16 protein-coding genes are annotated in these 16300 nt (G+C 56.4%); 4 read left to right on the forward strand and 12 right to left on the reverse strand.

What is annotated here, in order from left to right; translation table 11 throughout:
• Positions 1-164: 164 nt before the first annotated feature.
• From A6A26_RS19800 to pdxB, 10 genes are all read right to left on the reverse strand, one after another.
• The gene (locus tag A6A26_RS19800; protein ID WP_063880323.1) at positions 165-734 is read right to left on the reverse strand and encodes a UbiX family flavin prenyltransferase; all 570 of its coding nucleotides are present in this window, start codon (positions 732-734) and stop codon (positions 165-167) included.
• A gap of 101 nt (positions 735-835) precedes the next feature.
• Positions 836-2353, reverse strand: coding sequence for an amidophosphoribosyltransferase (purF, locus tag A6A26_RS19805; protein WP_063880324.1), 1518 nt, complete (start codon positions 2351-2353; stop codon positions 836-838).
• A gap of 37 nt (positions 2354-2390) precedes the next feature.
• Positions 2391-2876 (reverse strand): colicin V production protein, encoded by a 486-nt coding sequence (cvpA, locus tag A6A26_RS19810; protein WP_026021019.1) that lies wholly within the window; start codon positions 2874-2876, stop codon positions 2391-2393.
• Positions 2877-3140: 264 nt separating this feature from the next.
• Positions 3141-3914: a cell division protein DedD gene (gene dedD, locus A6A26_RS19815; protein WP_063880325.1), complete on the reverse strand. Its 774-nt coding sequence runs from the start codon at positions 3912-3914 to the stop codon at positions 3141-3143.
• Positions 3904-5172 carry a bifunctional tetrahydrofolate synthase/dihydrofolate synthase gene (gene folC / locus A6A26_RS19820; protein ID WP_063880326.1) on the reverse strand — a complete coding sequence of 423 codons (1269 nt, stop codon included), beginning with the start codon at positions 5170-5172 and terminating at the stop codon, positions 3904-3906. The genes dedD and folC overlap by 11 nt, the downstream gene beginning before the upstream one ends.
• A gap of 91 nt (positions 5173-5263) precedes the next feature.
• Entirely contained in the window at positions 5264-6178 is a 915-nt protein-coding gene (gene accD / locus A6A26_RS19825; protein ID WP_063880327.1) for an acetyl-CoA carboxylase, carboxyltransferase subunit beta, read from the reverse strand.
• A gap of 161 nt (positions 6179-6339) precedes the next feature.
• On the reverse strand, positions 6340-6990 hold the full coding sequence (locus A6A26_RS19830) for a DedA family protein (protein WP_063880328.1): 651 nt from the start codon (positions 6988-6990) through the stop codon (positions 6340-6342).
• Positions 6991-7015: 25 nt separating this feature from the next.
• The gene (gene truA, locus A6A26_RS19835) at positions 7016-7819 is read right to left on the reverse strand and encodes a tRNA pseudouridine(38-40) synthase TruA (protein WP_063880329.1); all 804 of its coding nucleotides are present in this window, start codon (positions 7817-7819) and stop codon (positions 7016-7018) included.
• Positions 7819-8829: an aspartate-semialdehyde dehydrogenase gene (locus tag A6A26_RS19840; protein ID WP_063880330.1), complete on the reverse strand. Its 1011-nt coding sequence runs from the start codon at positions 8827-8829 to the stop codon at positions 7819-7821. Before A6A26_RS19840 ends, truA begins: the two co-directional genes overlap by 1 nt.
• 107 nt (positions 8830-8936) lie before the next feature.
• Positions 8937-10070: a 4-phosphoerythronate dehydrogenase PdxB gene (gene pdxB / locus A6A26_RS19845; RefSeq protein WP_063880331.1), complete on the reverse strand. Its 1134-nt coding sequence runs from the start codon at positions 10068-10070 to the stop codon at positions 8937-8939.
• A 149-nt stretch (positions 10071-10219) separates the two neighbouring features.
• On the opposite strand from pdxB, the gene A6A26_RS19850 reads away from it, so the two are divergent.
• A complete protein-coding gene (locus A6A26_RS19850) occupies positions 10220-11119 on the forward strand; it encodes a DMT family transporter (RefSeq protein ID WP_063880332.1) in 900 nt (299 codons plus the stop codon).
• On the opposite strand, the gene A6A26_RS19855 is transcribed toward A6A26_RS19850, so the two are convergent.
• Both A6A26_RS19855 and tctD read right to left on the reverse strand, forming a co-directional pair.
• Positions 11100-12488: a sensor histidine kinase gene (locus A6A26_RS19855; RefSeq protein ID WP_063880333.1), complete on the reverse strand. Its 1389-nt coding sequence runs from the start codon at positions 12486-12488 to the stop codon at positions 11100-11102. The two genes, A6A26_RS19850 and A6A26_RS19855, sit on opposite strands and share 20 nt — an antisense overlap.
• A complete protein-coding gene (tctD, locus tag A6A26_RS19860) occupies positions 12479-13150 on the reverse strand; it encodes a transcriptional regulator TctD (protein ID WP_063880334.1) in 672 nt (223 codons plus the stop codon). The genes A6A26_RS19855 and tctD overlap by 10 nt, the downstream gene beginning before the upstream one ends.
• A gap of 119 nt (positions 13151-13269) precedes the next feature.
• On the opposite strand from tctD, the gene A6A26_RS19865 reads away from it, so the two are divergent.
• The 3 genes from A6A26_RS19865 to A6A26_RS19875 are packed head-to-tail and all read left to right on the forward strand — an operon-like array spanning position 13270 to position 16208.
• The gene (locus A6A26_RS19865) at positions 13270-14250 is read left to right on the forward strand and encodes a Bug family tripartite tricarboxylate transporter substrate binding protein (RefSeq protein WP_082875239.1); all 981 of its coding nucleotides are present in this window, start codon (positions 13270-13272) and stop codon (positions 14248-14250) included.
• A 12-nt stretch (positions 14251-14262) separates the two neighbouring features.
• Positions 14263-14694 (forward strand): tripartite tricarboxylate transporter TctB family protein, encoded by a 432-nt coding sequence (locus A6A26_RS19870; RefSeq protein WP_063880336.1) that lies wholly within the window; start codon positions 14263-14265, stop codon positions 14692-14694.
• An 11-nt stretch (positions 14695-14705) separates the two neighbouring features.
• The gene (locus A6A26_RS19875) at positions 14706-16208 is read left to right on the forward strand and encodes a tripartite tricarboxylate transporter permease (protein ID WP_063880337.1); all 1503 of its coding nucleotides are present in this window, start codon (positions 14706-14708) and stop codon (positions 16206-16208) included.
• Positions 16209-16300: the final 92 nt, after the last annotated feature.

Genomic DNA, 16300 nt, shown 5'->3' on the forward strand with positions numbered 1-16300 from the left:
CGCCTGCCCAGCCAGCCGTTTAGCCACGAAAAGGCTGGGTTTGTGAATGGAATATATCAGTGATGTCGCAGAGAAAAAGCGATGTTGTGAACTTTTAGTTCAGGAAATGCAGGAACAGTGATCGCTCCCGCGTTTCTGCACCAAAGAAGTGCGGAAGAAGAAACTTATGCACCTTGCCAGCGCACAAATAAATCCTGCGGCAGTTCAATATCAAACTGGTCGATAACCCGATTAACGGTCTGATCGACCAGTTGATCAATGGTGGTGGGACGGTGATAAAAGGCAGGTACCGGCGGCATAATGATGGCCCCCAGTTCAGCCGCGGTGGTCATCATCCGCAGATGACCAATATGCAGCGGTGTTTCACGCACGCACAGCACCAGCTTGCGCTGCTCTTTCAGCACCACATCCGCGGCACGTGTCAGCAGCGAGTCGCTGTAGCTATGCACAATACCGGACAGGGTTTTCATCGAGCAGGGCAGAATCACCATTCCCAGCGTTTTAAACGACCCGGAGGAGATGCTGGCGGCAATATCGCGCACATCGTGAACCACATCGGCCAACGCCTGGACATCCCGCAGGCTGTAGTCGCTTTCCAGGCTCAGCGTCTGACGTGCTGCCTGACTGATGATCAGGTGCGTTTCCACATCGCTGACCTGCTGCAAAACCTGCAACAGCCGGATGCCAAATATCACGCCGCTTGCGCCAGAAATACCAATAATGAGTCGTTTCATCGTTCAACCTTGCAGTGGCAAAGCGCACCATAATAGCGCAGACCGGCAGAAAACACAGAGGGCGGGATAAGTCCCGCCCTCTTATTTGCATTCAGGTTAGCTTAGCCTTCGTTATGCAGCTCAAGATTTTCCACTTCATTTTGACGGGCAATGGCTTTTGCGTCGTCATTACGCAGGGATTCCAGATATTCAAGATAGCCCTGATCGACGTCTTTCGTCACATAAATACCGTTGAAGACGGAACACTCGAACTGAACGATATCCGGGTTTTCTTCCCGTACGGCTTCGATAAGGTCATCAAGGTCCTGAAAAATCAGCGCATCCGCTTTGATGATCTGGCGAATTTCTTCTACTTCACGACCGTGGGCAATCAGCTCGGTCGCGCTTGGCATATCGATGCCATAGACATTGGGAAAACGCACTTCCGGTGCGGCAGACGCAAGGTAAACCTTTTTCGCGCCCGCTTCACGAGCCATCTCGATAATCTGCTCAGAGGTGGTGCCGCGCACGATAGAGTCATCAATCAGCAGGACGTTTTTATCGCGGAACTCGGCACGGTTAGCGTTGAGCTTGCGGCGAACCGCGCTGCGGCGCAGTTGCTGACCCGGCATGATAAAGGTACGGCCGACGTAGCGGTTTTTAACAAAGCCCTGACGGTAAGGCTTATCAAGGATTCGCGCGATTTCCAGTGCGGTATCCATTGAGGTTTCCGGAATCGGAATCACCACGTCGATATCCAGATCTTCCCACTCGCGGGCAATCTTCTGGCCCAGCTTGGTGCCCATACGGACGCGGGCACTGTAGACCGAAATCTTATCCAGGAATGAGTCCGGACGGGCAAAATAGACGTATTCGAACAGGCAAGGATTGTTTTTAGGGTTTTCGGCGCACTGACGGGTAGAAAGCTGCCCCTGCTCAGTGATATAGACCGCTTCACCCGGTGCAACGTCACGGATGAATTCAAAACCCAGGGTGTCCAGCGCCACACTTTCAGACGCCACCATGTACTCGGTACGGCCATCGGCAATGACGCGTTTGCCCAGCACCAGCGGACGAATGCCGTTAGGATCGCGGAAGGCCACCATACCGTGACCGATAATCATCGCCACCACGGCATACGCGCCACGAACCTGCTGGTGCACCGCCGCAATGGCGGCGAAAACGTTGTCGGCTTCCAGCGGATAGTGCTGAAAACGATCCAGTTCCTGAGCAAATATATTCAGCAGAATTTCAGAATCTGAGGTGGTATTCACATGACGGCGACCCTTTTCGAACAGGCGCTTACGCAGCTCATGTGCATTGGTCAGGTTGCCGTTATGGGCAAGAGAAATACCGTACGGCGAGTTGACGTAGAACGGCTGTGCTTCAGAAGCGCTGGAGCTGCCCGCGGTAGGATAGCGTGCGTGACCAATCCCCATGTTGCCTTGCAAACGTTGCATATGACGCGCTTCGAAGACGTCGCTGACCAGACCATTCGCCTTACGCAGGCGAAAGCAGTTCAGCGCATCGATGGTACAAATGCCTGCGGCATCCTGCCCACGGTGCTGGAGCACCGTTAACGCGTCATAGATCGACTGGTTGACCGGCATGAAACCGGTGATACCGACAATACCGCACATGTTGTCATTTCCTCATTAAGCCGTACGCCCGGTGGCCTCACCGGGGCAAAAAACTCGACGTGCTTTTCAGGTAGTCAAAAAACCACCTGATTATAGAACTGAACTCGGGAATAAGTTGAGACTGCTGCCAGTCCGGGCTCTTCGAAAAGCCCGTGAATGTATCAAGGAAGAACAGCAAAGCGGCCACGATGAGCACACCACGCAACGCCCCGAAACAAACGCCTAATACCCGATCGGTTCCCGACAGGCCGGTTTTCTCAACCAGCGAGCCGATAACGTAGTTCACGATTGCCCCCACAATCAGGGTCGCGATGAACAGCACCGCAATCGCGATTCCGTTACGAACCAGTTCGTCGTCAAAACCTGTGAACCAGACTGCAAGGTAGGCATAGTAATGACTGGCGACAAAAAACGCGCATCCCCAGGTAACAAGAGATAAGGCTTCGCGGACAAACCCTCGAACCAGGCTGACCAAAGCCGAAAAACCAACTACCGCAATAATGACGTAATCAATCCAGATCATGAACTCTTCCAGCGCCAGTGCCATTGCACCCCTGCTTCCAGTTCGGGGCGCATTCTAACAGAAAAAGAAAACGTTTGCGTAGGGGTTTTCAGGTTCTGCATCCATAAAAAAGGCGATGAAAAAATCCGTCTTCGCCTGTGTCATTATTAACCCATTAACAGGTTGAAAAGTGGTCGCTATTCACGCCTGAGCCGCACCCGGTGTCCCCGTTCCCGCGGCGAAAGGCGCTGCCTGTTAATCTTATCGGCAGCACCAATCAGCGGTTTAACGTGCGCTGTAAGATTTTACGACGCCGCTTAAGCCCGACACGTTTTTCAGCTCAGCCACCGCCGCCTGCATTTTGGCTTTTGAAGCGTCCGGCCCGACATAAATACGGGTGATTTGTCCCTGTACCGGCGTGGACGGCACCGTATAAGCCCGGTAGCCCGACAAGCGCAACTTCGCGACGATTTCATTGACCTTACTGGCGTTCTTCAGCGCCCCCAACTGCACGACATAGGCCTGACCGGCAGGCTGAGTCTCTTTAGGCTGCTCTGCTGGGGCGGACTTTTCCGCAGGCTGCGATTGTTCGGCAGGTTTGGTTTTTTCAACCGGCCGGGTTTTTTCCACCGGTTTGCTCTGCGGCGGCTCTGCCGATTTAGGCTTAGCCTGTTCAACCTGTTTGGGTCGGGTTGGCTCCACCGGTTTGGCTTTCGGGGTGGTCGTGGCCGTCGACGAATGAACCGGCGGCGGCGATACCACGCTCGGCTCGCTGCTGTGCTCTGGCTGACTGCTGCCCTCGGCGGCGTCAGCATCATCCGCATCAGGATGGCTGACCACACTGCCCGCGCCCGCAGGCGGCTGCGCAGGAAGCGACTGCGTCACCGGCGGCACCATTTCGCTGTCCTGCTGATCATCGGGTTTGGGCACCAGAGGGATCGCGGCAAACTCTTCTTTGTAATGCTTTTTCTTACCATCCAGCAGCCCCGGCAATACGATTACGCCGACGGCTACCAGAATAACGGTACCGACTAAACGGTTTTGAAACTTACTCGCCACGTCCTTTCTCCGTTTCAATCGATTCCATGACCTGCGCGACCGTCAGGAAAGAGCCACAGACCAGAATGATATCCTGCGGTTCCGCCTGCTGGCGCGCCTGTTGCCAGGCCTGTTCAACATCCGCGAACGCCTGAGCGGAGGTCACGTGCGCCATGAGTTGTTCCGCGCTGGCACCGCGAGGGCCATCAAGCGGCGCGCAATACCAGTTGTCCACCTGAGGTGACAGCGCCGCCAGCGTGCCAGCAATATCTTTATCGTGCAGCATGCCAACGACCGCATGTACCCGACCTGACTGCGGCAGCGCCGCAAGTCGCGAGGCCAGATAGGCTGCGGCGTGGGGATTATGGGCAACATCCAAAATTACGCGAGGTGATTCGCTGATCGTCTGGAAACGGCCGGGCAAAATCGCCAGCGGCAAATGCGCACGGATTAGCGCCTCGCTGACTTTCAGCCCTGAAGCGCGAAGCGCCACCAGGGCGGTAGCCGCGTTAGGCAACGGCACCTGAGGCAGAGGCAAATCACTCAGCTCGCCTTGCGCATCGCGCAGTGACCAGCTTTCTGCCTGCTGCCGGTACTGCCAGTCGCGCCCGTGCTGCATTAACACCGCGCCTTTTTCACGGGCGACTTCAGCAATGGTGGCGGGCATATTCGGTTCACCGACGACCGCCGGTTTAGCCTGGCGGAAGACACCGGCTTTTTCCCGACCAATACTGTTACGATCCGGGCCAAGCCAGTCGGTGTGGTCCAGCGCAATACTGGTAATGACCGCGACGTCCGCATCGACAATGTTGGTCGCATCCAGCCGACCGCCCAGCCCGACTTCCAGAATGACCACATCCAGCTTTGCCTGCCTAAACAGGTTAAGCGCCGACAGCGTGCCAAATTCAAAATAGGTCAAAGAAATCGTACCGCGACCCGCTTCAATGTCGGCGAAACTGGCGCTGTGTTGGGCTTCACTGAGTTCCTGCCCCTGAACCCGGACACGCTCGGTGTAACGCACAAGGTGCGGTGAGCTGTAAACCCCGACCCGATAACCGGCGGCCATCAGTAGGGTTTCCAGAGTGCGACAGGTGGTGCCTTTGCCATTCGTGCCCGCAACGGTAAACACGAAGGGCGCAGGCTTAAGCAGGTCCAGACGTTGCGCCACCAGGCGAATACGATCCAGGCCCAGTTCTATCGCCTGAGAGTGGAGGTGTTCAAGATAATAAAGCCACGTGGCCAAAGGCGACGTGGCTTGAGGAAGGTGAAGATTGTCCATATGTCCCGTTTTGCAAATTTATACCCGGTGAAAGCCGCAAGGTATACGGTGCATTGGTGGAAGGCGCGACCCGCGCGCCTTCGGTCTCCTGTCAGGCCTCGTTGCTCTCCGGGTCGGTCGTCGCAGGTGCGAACGCTTCACCGTCGTGCAGCGGTGCTGGCAGATTCATCATTTTTGCCAGCAGACTCGCCAGTTTATAGCGCATTTCAGGACGACGAATGATCATATCAATCGCCCCTTTCTCAATCAGAAACTCACTACGCTGGAAGCCCGGCGGCAGTTTTTCACGCACGGTCTGCTCAATCACGCGCGGACCGGCAAAGCCGATCAGGGCTTTAGGTTCGGCGATATTCAGATCGCCCAGCATCGCGAAGCTGGCAGAGACGCCGCCCATGGTTGGATCGGTGAGGACCGAAATATACGGCAGACCCCGCTCCTGCATTTTCGCCAGCGCGGCGCTGGTTTTCGCCATTTGCATCAGCGACATTAACGCTTCCTGCATACGCGCCCCGCCACTGGCAGAGAAGCAGATCATTGGGCAGTTATCTTCCAGCGCCTGCTCCACCGCCCGCACGAAACGTGCGCCAACCACAGAACCCATTGACCCGCCCATAAAGGCGAATTCAAAGGCGGCTGCCACAACCGGCATACCGTGCAGCTGACCTTTCATCACAATCAGCGCATCTTTTTCATCCGTGGCTTTCTGTGCAGCCACCAGACGATCTTTATACTTTTTGGAATCCCGGAACTTCAGCAGGTCCTTGGGTTCCAGTTCGCTGCCCAACTCGACCAGCGTGCCCTGATCGAGCAGGCTCGCCAGGCGCTCACGGGCGTGCATGCGCATGTGGTGGTCGCACTTAGGGCAGACCTCAAGATTACGCTCCAGCTCGGCACGATAAAGTACCTGGCCACAGCTGTCGCATTTCGTCCACACTCCTTCCGGAATATTGGCACGACGTGCAGGCGTAATGTTGCTTTTATTAAGAATGCGTTCAATCCAGCTCATTGATGACCTTTCTGTTAAAAACTGACCTGGTCCAGTCGTCTCGATACTGCTGAAAACCGCTTCAGCAGACGGTAAATGTCGCTCATTAAACCACAACCAATTAAGACTGTGGATAAAAATCTGGTCTTACCCCTGAGCAATGCCGCTGCTCAGGGTGGATTTTACTGCTTAGCCTGGCGGCGATGACGCCAGATTTCAATCACACCCGGCAGAATCGATACCACGATGATCCCGAGGATAAGCAGCTTAAGATTTTCCTGCACCACAGGCAAATCGCCAAACAGATAACCCGCATAGGAGAACAGCAGCACCCAGGCCAGCGCGCCGGTGACGTTAAACAGCGCGAAGTGGCGATAGGACATGTGCCCCATTCCGGCGACGAAAGGCGCAAAGGTGCGCACGATAGGCACGAAGCGGGCCAGAATAATGGTTTTCCCCCCGTGACGGGCATAAAACGCATGGGTTTTATCGAGATAGCTGCGGCGGAAAATCTTTGAGTCTGGGTTACTGAACAGCCGTTCGCCAAACAGTTTGCCAATGGTGTAGTTCACGGCATCCCCGAGAATAGCGGCAATGACCAACAGCGCCACCATGAGATGCACGTTGAGATCGTTACCCGGCAACGCGGCCAGCGCCCCTGCCACGAACAGCAGCGAATCCCCTGGCAAAAACGGCGTCACCACTAATCCCGTTTCGCAGAACAAAATCAGGAATAAAATGGCGTAAATCCAGATGCCATACTGCGCTACTAATTCGGCCAGATGCACGTCAATGTGCAGAATAAAATCGACCACAAAATGGATGAACTCCATAACGATCCCTTGTACGTAAGGTTAATTAATCCGCGAGGAACAATGGCCCCATCGCCGGCTGTGGTAAAGCAAAATGCGCGGGATAATCCACCGCAACCAGATAAAGCCCTTCGGCTTTCGCCGTCGCCGCTGCCAGGGTACGGTCTTTGGCGGCCAGCAGTTCAGCCATCCAGGATTCTGACTGATTTCCACAGCCAATTTCCATCAGACTTCCGACAATATTGCGCACCATATGGTGCACAAAGGCATTCGCTTTGATATCGACAATCACATAAGGCCCCTGACGCGTGACATTAAGGTGCATCACATTGCGCCACGGCGTTCGCGACTGGCACTGCACGGCGCGAAAAGACGTAAAATCATTCTCGCCCAGCAGGCACTGACCGGCACGCTGCATCTTTTCCACATCCAGAGGATAGTAAAAGTGCGTTACACCGTTGCCCAGAATCGCCGGACGTAGCCGCTGATTGTAAATCAGATAACGATAGCGCCGGGCCGTCGCGCTAAAGCGGGCGTGAAAGTCATCCGGCACCGCCTTTACCCAACGCACAGCGATATCATCAGGCAGGTTGGCGTTGACGCCTAACGTCCAGGCCGCATCGGCACGCGGCGCCACGGTTTCAAAATGCACCACCTGTCCGGTGCCATGGACCCCGGCATCGGTGCGGCCGGCACAGAATACGCTGACCGTATGGTCAGCCACTTTCGACAGCGCCCGCTCCAGCTTTTCCTGCACGCTGCGCACTTCCTGCTGACGTTGCCAGCCATAGTAACGGCTGCCGTCGTACTCAATGCCCAGTGCCAGTTTTTTTGTCTGACCTTCTGACATCAGTACATGTACTCCTGGACCAGCTTCTCAGCGGTTTTTACGGCCATCAGTGCGCCGCCGAAACGAACGTTGTCCGCCACTGACCAGAACTGCAACAGCTCCGGAATGCCGTAATCATTACGCACACAGCCGATGCTCATTTCATCGGTGCCGGAGGCATCCGTGACCGGCGTCGGCACCTCGGCCTCTTCGCTCAGACGAATATCGGCCGCCAGTGCCCATTCTGCCCTCGCCTCTTCGGCCGACAGCGGGCGCAGGTTTTCAATGTGGACAATCTGCGCATTGCCATAAAACACTGGTGCCTGAATGCTGCTGACGGCAACCGGCAACCCGTCGTCCTGCAACACTTTACGCACCTGATCGACCAGGCGACGCTCGCTTTCTACGCTGCCTTCGCTGTCCGCCTGCTGCGGCAGAAGGTTAAAAGCCAGCTGGCGACCAAAATGGTGCTCGTCAGCGGGCACGCCGTTCAGCAAACGTGCACTTTCCCCTGCCAGCGCATCCACGGCCGCTTTGCCGTGCGTGGAGACAGAGATCAGATTCGTCACCTGTAAACGGCCTAAACCTGCCGCATCGACCAGCGGTTTAATGGCCGTCAGCAGCTGGCTCACCAGATTATCTGCCACGCTGATGATATTGCGATTACGGTAATCCGCCAGCACCTGGGGATTGACGTCCGGCACCACCAGCGGCACGTCCGGTGACAGGGCAAACAGCTCACTGCTGTCGATAACCAGGCAGCCTGCACTCGCCGCTTCTTCTGCATAGCGTTCTGATGCCTCGCGACCGGCAACAAAAAAGGCCAGTTGCGCCTGTGACCAGTCAAACTCCGCCGCGTTTTCGACCCGAACAGAACGGCCTTCGAAACGTTTAATTTCACCGGCACCGTTATCGCTCGCCAGCAAATACAATTCACCAACCGGGAACTGGCGTTGAGCCAGCAGTTCCAGTACAGCGTTCCCTACTGCGCCTGTTGCGCCAAGTAGCGCAATATTCCAGCCGTCAGACATGTTGGTTTACCTCAGACAATGACATAAAAACAGAAGGCGGTGATGTCACCGCCCGGGGATTCAGAATTATCCCTACCTTCACCCGCCGTTCACGCAGGCGGAACCAATCAGGTTGAGGATAATATGGCGTTAAAGCCCAGTTGAATAAGCAGATCAGCGGTGGCCTGATCATCACAGTTCACCTGTAATGATGACCATTCACGACGCTCTTCATACTGTTTGCGCAGGCGGTCAAACTCGCCCGGTTTTGCCGCCACTTTTCGCAGTGGCGCATCATCGCGGCGCACATCATACACCAGATGCACTAACCGTTTCAGCGTTGGCTGATCGAGCGGCCCATTCAGACGGATCTGGCTAAATTCCGGCGTCGGTAACAGGCTGTCGAGCGGCACCTGCTGCGGTTGCCCAATAAAGTCGCACCAGGCCTCGAAAACCTGGGTGGTGCCGCGCGCTTTGCCTTCCAGGGTATAACCGGCAATGTGGGCTGTGGCGATATCGACCTTATCCAGCAGTGCCAGGGAGAGATCCGGCTCCGGCTCCCAGACGTCCAGCACCACGCTCAGATCGTGGCGCATATTCAGCACTTCCAGCAGCGCGGCATTATCGACTACCGGGCCGCGGCAGGCATTAATCAGAATGGTGTCAGGCTTCAGGGCCATCAGCCGCGCAGCATCCGCCAGATGCCAGCTCTTGTAAGGGCCAGATTTAAACAGTGGCGTATGAAACGTCAAAATATCGGCCTGCTCAACCAGCGTATCGAGCGAGTGAAAATCCCCTTCGTCCCCACGGTCAGCCCGGGGTGGATCGCACAGCAGCGTTTTCACGCCCCAGGCTTCCAGGCGTTTCTGCAGACGGCTGCCCACGTTACCCACGCCAACAATGCCCACGGTACGATCGCGCAACAGGAAACCGTCGCGTTCAGCCAGCAGCAGCAAGGCAGAAAAAACATACTCTACGACGGCGATGGCGTTACAACCGGGTGCGGCAGAGAACGCGATGCCCGCCTGCGCCAGCCAGGCTTCATCGACGTGATCCGTCCCGGCCGTGGCCGTGCCCACAAACCTGACAGGTTTATCCTGCAGTAACGCCGCGTTAACCTGAGTGACCGATCGCACCATCAGTCCATCAGCGTCGGCTAATTGCGCTTCGGGTAATGGCCTGCCAGGTACGGCAACCACATCGCCCGTACGGCTAAAGAGTTCACGGGCGTAGGGCATATTTTCATCGACGAGAATTTTCACCACGGCTTTCCTGTGTGTTGCATTTAAGGGCGCTATTCTGGCACAAAAGCCCCGCCTTAGCCTAACCTCCCCATGCCGTCGACCATAAGGCTGGCAGAAGCATGTCAGACAGGCGTAAACTGCCGCGGGTCTGAGGCTGGAGTCATGCTATGTTTTTTCTGTTTCCGCTGTTTGCGGTATTGATTTGGTCGGTTAACGCTATCGTTAATAAATTATCGGCGGGGGCAATCGAGCCTGCAGCCATCTCCTTTTATCGCTGGCTACTGGCGTTGCTGGTGTTAACGCCGTTTGTGTTACCCGGCGTGATACGGCGCTGGCAGGCAATCAGGCCGCACCTCTGGCGTTTGATGGTTCTGGGCCTGCTGGGCATGGCGCTGTATCAAAGTCTGGCTTACTATGCCGCCCACAGCGTGAGCGCCCTGTTTATGGGCATTATTGCGGCGCTGATTCCGCTGTTAACGGTGTTGCTCAGCGTGCTGATCCTGCGGATTGCGCCGACGGTGGGCATTCTGGTGGGCAGCCTGATTTCGTTCTGCGGCTTAATCTGGCTGGTCAGCGCAGGCAACCTTCACCAGTTGCTGAATCACGGTATCGGTGCCGGAGAAGCGATGATGCTGGCGGCATCCAGCTGCTATGCGCTTTATGGCGTGATGACAAAACGCTGGTCGATTCCGTTGCCGGTCTGGCAGAGCCTTTACGTGCAAATTGCCTTTGGCGTTCTGCTGTTGTTACCCGGCTTTTTGATGACGTCAGATGTCTCGCTCACGCCGCGCAATCTTCCCCTGGTGGCCTTTGCCGGGCTGTTTGCCTCTATTCTTGCGCCCTGGCTGTGGATACATGGCGTTCAAAAGTTAGGGGCCAGCATCACCAGTATTTTTATGAATCTGACACCGGTGTTTACCGCCATCATTGCGGTGCTGTTTCTGCATGAACATCTGCACAGCTATCACTGGATTGGCGGCGGTCTGACGCTGACAGGCGTTCTGCTGGCCCAGCGGCTGCGCAGGCCGTTAACCGCGCGCAAACCGGTTAACACCGATCCACATTGAACTGGACGGTAACCCGTAGCCCGCCCAGTAACGGGCTGCGATCCAGCGTCACGGCAGCGCCGTGCCAGGCACAAATATCCTGGACCAGCGCCAGCCCAATGCCGGCGCCGGCATGCATAGCGGCATTATCCAGCCGGATAAAAGGCTGCAGCGCTTTTTGCTGCTCGTCCGGGCTAATCCCCGGCCCCGCGTCTTCAATTTGAAGTGTTCCGCTCTGGAGGCGCGCAGTGATCATCCCTTGAGAAGGGGTATATTTAATCGCGTTATCCAGCAGGTTGGCACAGAGTTCGCCCAGCAACAGCGCGTCGCCTTTCACCTCACTGTGTTCATCACCCTCATAACCCAGATCAATGTATTTTGCGCGTGCCGCGGCATAACGGCTAAAGCAGGCCTCGCGGACGATGGCCGCTAAATCCACCCGCGTCATGGGCTTATCTTCCCCGTGACGGGCTTTAATTCGCGCCAGTTGCAGCAGGCGATCGGTCAGCAGGATGGTGTCATCCAGCGTATGCTGCATGCCCTGCAGGCTTTCGCGCCACTGTTCAGGCCGGTCGCTGTCCAGCGCCGTGCTGATCTGGGTTTTAAGGATGGTGAGCGGGGTGCGAAGCTGGTGAGCGGCATCGGCGCTGAACCTGTCCTGCCGCGCCAGTAGCCCTCTCAGTCGCTCAAGGTAGCGATTAAAGGCGATGATGAGCGGCTGTAACTCCGACCACGGCAGGGACGGTAACGGTGTCAGCGCCGCGCCGTTACGGCGCAGCACGATGCGTGACAGACGGCGCAGCGGCCGCAATACCCGGCGCAGCATCATGCTCGCCAGTAACAGCGTGATGAATACCAGCGCGCTTTGGCTGAGTAACGCAGTGCGCATCAGCCCCTGAGCAAATGCCTCACGGGAGTGAATGGTTTCCGCCACCAGCACCAGCGCCATGCCTTCCACGCCCGACTCACTGACCGGCTGCCATAATGCAGCCACCCGAATGCGCTGCTTCTGGTAAAGCCCGTCATAAAAATGCACTAACGCGGGATAGGCTGCAGACATTTCGCTGGTGGCAGGAATCGGGGGCAGCCCGTCATAGCCCGATAACGTTTTGCCCTGGGGCGAAATCACCTGGTAATACAGGCGGTCATTCATATTGCGCTCAAAGCTGTCGAGCACCACCCAGGGCACATCCACCTCCAGATGCTGATGGCGAACCACCAGCCGCTCGGCGACGGTGCGCGCAGAGGCCAACAGGGAGCGATCGTAGGCCTGATTCGCCGCCGCCAGGCCGCTCTGATAATGGGTATAAACCGACAGAATCCACAGCAGCACCAGCGGCAGGCCGAGCCACGCCAGCAGCTCACCGCGTAGAGAATGAATCAGTCGCATGGCAGGGTTTCCAGGCTATAGCCCAGCCCTCGCAGCGTCACAATGCCCACATCACTCCCGGCCAGTTTTTTGCGCACCCGATGGACATACAGCTCAATGCTTTCCGGGCTGGCCTCGTCCACCAGCGTAAAGGTCTGCTCATAGAGATGCTGCCGCGAGACCGGACGGCCACGGCGCTGCATCAGCGTGGTGAGCACACTGGACTCACGCGGCGTCAGCGCCAGGGGTTTTTCGTCCAGCAAAAAGTAGCCCTCGCCGTTAAGCTCAAGCTGTCCCAGCGTTTGATTTTGTGGTGATTGCCCCTGTGAACGCCGCAACAGCGCACGCAGACGCGCATCCAGTTCATCCAGTTCGAAGGGTTTGGTCAGGTAGTCATCGGCACCGGTGTTCAGGCCGCGCACGCGGTCGTCCAGCGTAGTGCGCGCGGTCAGCAGCAGCACTGGCATATTTTGTCCCCGACGGCGCAGCCGCGTTAAGACCTCGATGCCGTCCAGACGCGGCAAAGAGACATCCAGCACCACCAGCGCATAGTCTTCGCTTTGCAGGCTGTGGTCGGCCGCCACGCCATCGACCACCCAGTCCACGGCAAAGCCTTTCTGGGTTAACGCTTTCTGTAACCATCGCCCCAGTTCCGCCGTGTCTTCAACCAGTAAGAGACGCATATCACATCCTTTCACTAAACCTTATCAATGAAAGGTAAATGAAAGGTTACTGATTTAACAATTCAGCAACGCCGAATTGTCGGTGGTAATCACACTCTGGAAGAAAGATGGAGCGCACGATGAAAAAAATAATCCATACCGCCCTCGCCTCTGCCCTGCTGGCCTTGATGTTGCCGTCATCCGGCTATGCCGCTGCACCAGACAGAACGGAATGCATCGCACCGGCTAAACCCGGTGGCGGTTTCGACCTGACCTGTAAGCTGATTCAGGTTTCGCTGATGGAAACCAAACAGATTGAGAAACCGATGCGCATCACCTATATGCCAGGCGGCGTGGGTGCAGTGGCCTATAACGCGATCATTGCGCAGCGTCCTGCCGAAGCCGGAACGGTTGTGGCCTTTTCGGGCGGCTCGCTGCTGAATCTGTCCCAGGGCAAGTTTGGTCGCTATTCGGTTGATGACGTTAAGTGGCTGGCGGCGATTGGCACCGATTACGGCATGATTGCCGTCCGTGAAGACGCGCCGTGGAAAAACCTGGGCGAGCTCATGGCCGCGATGAAAAAAGATCCGACCAAAGTGGTGGTGGGCGCGGGTGCTTCCATCGGCAGTCAGGACTGGATGAAGACCGCGCTGATCGCTAAAGAAGCCGGTATTGATCCACGCAAAATGCGCTATGTCGCCTTCGAAGGCGGAGGTGAAGTGGTCACCGCCCTGCTGGGGAATCATATTCAGGTAATGTCGGGCGATCTCAGCGAGATGGTGCCGCATTTACAAGGGGGCAAACTGCGGGTGCTGGCGGTAATGGCAGACAAACGCCTGCCCGATCAGCTGGCGTCAATTCCGACCGCCAAAGAGCAGGGATTTAACGTGGAATGGCCCATTATTCGTGGCTTCTATCTTGGCCCTAAAGTCAGCGATGCCGATTATCAGTGGTGGCAGAGCGCCTTCGAGAAAATGGTGCAAACCCCAGAGTTCAAAAAGCAGCGCGAACTGCGTGGCCTGTTTGAATTCAATATGTTCGGCGCAGAACTGGATAAATACGTGAAAGATCAGGTTGCCGCTTACCGCGAGCAGGCGAAATCCTTTGGTCTGGCTAAGTAACCGGGGGACATCATGAGCGATCGTATTTTCGCCACCCTGTGGCTACTGATGTGCCTGGCAGGCCTGGTCATCGCCTGGCAAATTCAAAGCGAATACAGCTATGAGCCCGTTGGACCGCGCCCTTTTCCGCTCATCCTTCTCAGCCTGATGGCCTTCTGTGCCCTGATGCTGCTGCTGAGAAAACCGGATGACATCAAGTGGCCTACGGCAGCCACGATGAAACGTCTGGTGGCGCTGGCAGTGATGATGCTGGTTTACGGCGGGATGTTTGAAACCCTGGGCTTTCCGCTATCCACTTCGCTGCTGACTTTCGGTCTCGGCATGCTGTTTGGTGCACGTTGGTGGGCCGCCCTGCTCTCCGGTGCGGTAATGGGATGGTCACTGTTCTACGCCTTTGACCGTTTACTTGACGTGACCTTGCCCGCTGGCAGCCTGTTCAATTAAGGAGAGAAATAATGGAAACCTGGTCTTTCCTGATGCACGGTTTTGCCGTTGCCATGACGCCTGAAAACCTGCTGATTGCCCTCATCGGCTGCTTTATCGGCACGATCGTCGGCTTACTGCCCGGACTCGGGCCGATCAACGGCGTGGCGATTTTGATGCCGCTGGCGTTCGCCCTGCACCTGCCTGCCGAATCAGCGTTGATTCTTCTGGCGACGGTTTATCTGGGTTGTGAATACGGTGGGCGCATTTCCTCCATCTTGCTCAACGTCCCGGGCGATGCCGGCGCGATCATGACCGCGCTGGATGGCTACCCGATGGCGCAGCAAGGCAAAGCGGGTGTGGCGCTCTCGATCTCTGCCGTCAGTTCCTTCGTCGGTTCCACCATCGCCATCCTCGGCATCATCTTATTCGCCCCGTTGCTGGCCCGGTGGTCGCTGGCGTTTGGCCCGGCCGAATATTTTGCGCTAATGGTCTTTGCCATTGCCTGTCTGGGCAGCATGATGAGTCAGAACCCACTTAAGTCGTTCCTGTCGGCCCTGATCGGGCTGAGCATGGCGACCGTGGGCGTCGATGCCAATACCGGCGTCTATCGCTTCACCTTTGACAGTGTGCACCTTTCTGACGGCATCCAGTTTGTGGTGGTGGTCATTGGCCTGTTCTCGGTCAGCGAAATTTTGCTGATGCTGGAATCCACACACAGCGGGCAGAAAGTGGTCCGCGCCAGTGGCCGCATGATGTTCAATATGAAAGAGGCCGCCATGTCTACCGGTGCTACGCTGCGTGCCTCGTTTATTGGCTTCTTTGTGGGTGTGTTACCCGGCGCGGGCGCGACTATCGCCAGTGCTATCGCCTACATGGCCGAGAAAAAAATCAGCGGCAGCGATCAGTTTGGTAAAGGGGATATTCGCGGTGTGGCTGCGCCGGAAGCGGCGAACAATGCCTCCGCCTGTGGCTCGTTTATTCCGATGCTGACGCTCGGCATTCCCGGTTCCGGTACCACCGCAGTGATGGTCGGTGCGCTAACGTTGTATAACATCACCCCTGGCCCGGCGATGTTTACTGAGCAGCCGGATATTGTCTGGGGGTTGATTGCCGCGCTGCTGATTGGCAACCTGATGCTGTTGATCATGAACATCCCGATGATTAACGTGTTTGCGCGTATGCTGACGATTCCGCTGTGGTTCTTAGTCCCGGCTATCGCCGCCATCTCCGCGGTGGGCGTTTATGCGGTTCACAGCACCACCTTTGACCTGCTGCTGATGGTGGGATTGGGCATTTTCGGCTATATCCTGCGAAAAATGGATTTCCCTATGTCACCGCTGATTTTGGGGTTTGTACTGGGTGAAATGCTGGAACAAAACCTGCGTCGGGCGCTGTCTATCAGCAATGGTGAAATGGCTATCCTGTGGGAAAGCCCGATTGCCAAGGTGCTGCTTATCATGGCTGTAGCCGTATTGATTGTGCCTCTGGTATGGAAACGACTGCGCCGTAAACCCGCCACCGTGCATCAGTAAGTAAATCTTTGTGCGAAACACACAAGCCCCGTGGATTTCCCAGGGGCTTTTGTTATCATAGCGTATTCTGTTTCCGGCGCACCCCACGCTGT

The sequence above is a fragment of the Pantoea sp. OXWO6B1 genome (assembly GCF_001641135.1).
Lineage (GTDB): Bacteria > Pseudomonadota > Gammaproteobacteria > Enterobacterales > Enterobacteriaceae > Pantoea > Pantoea allii.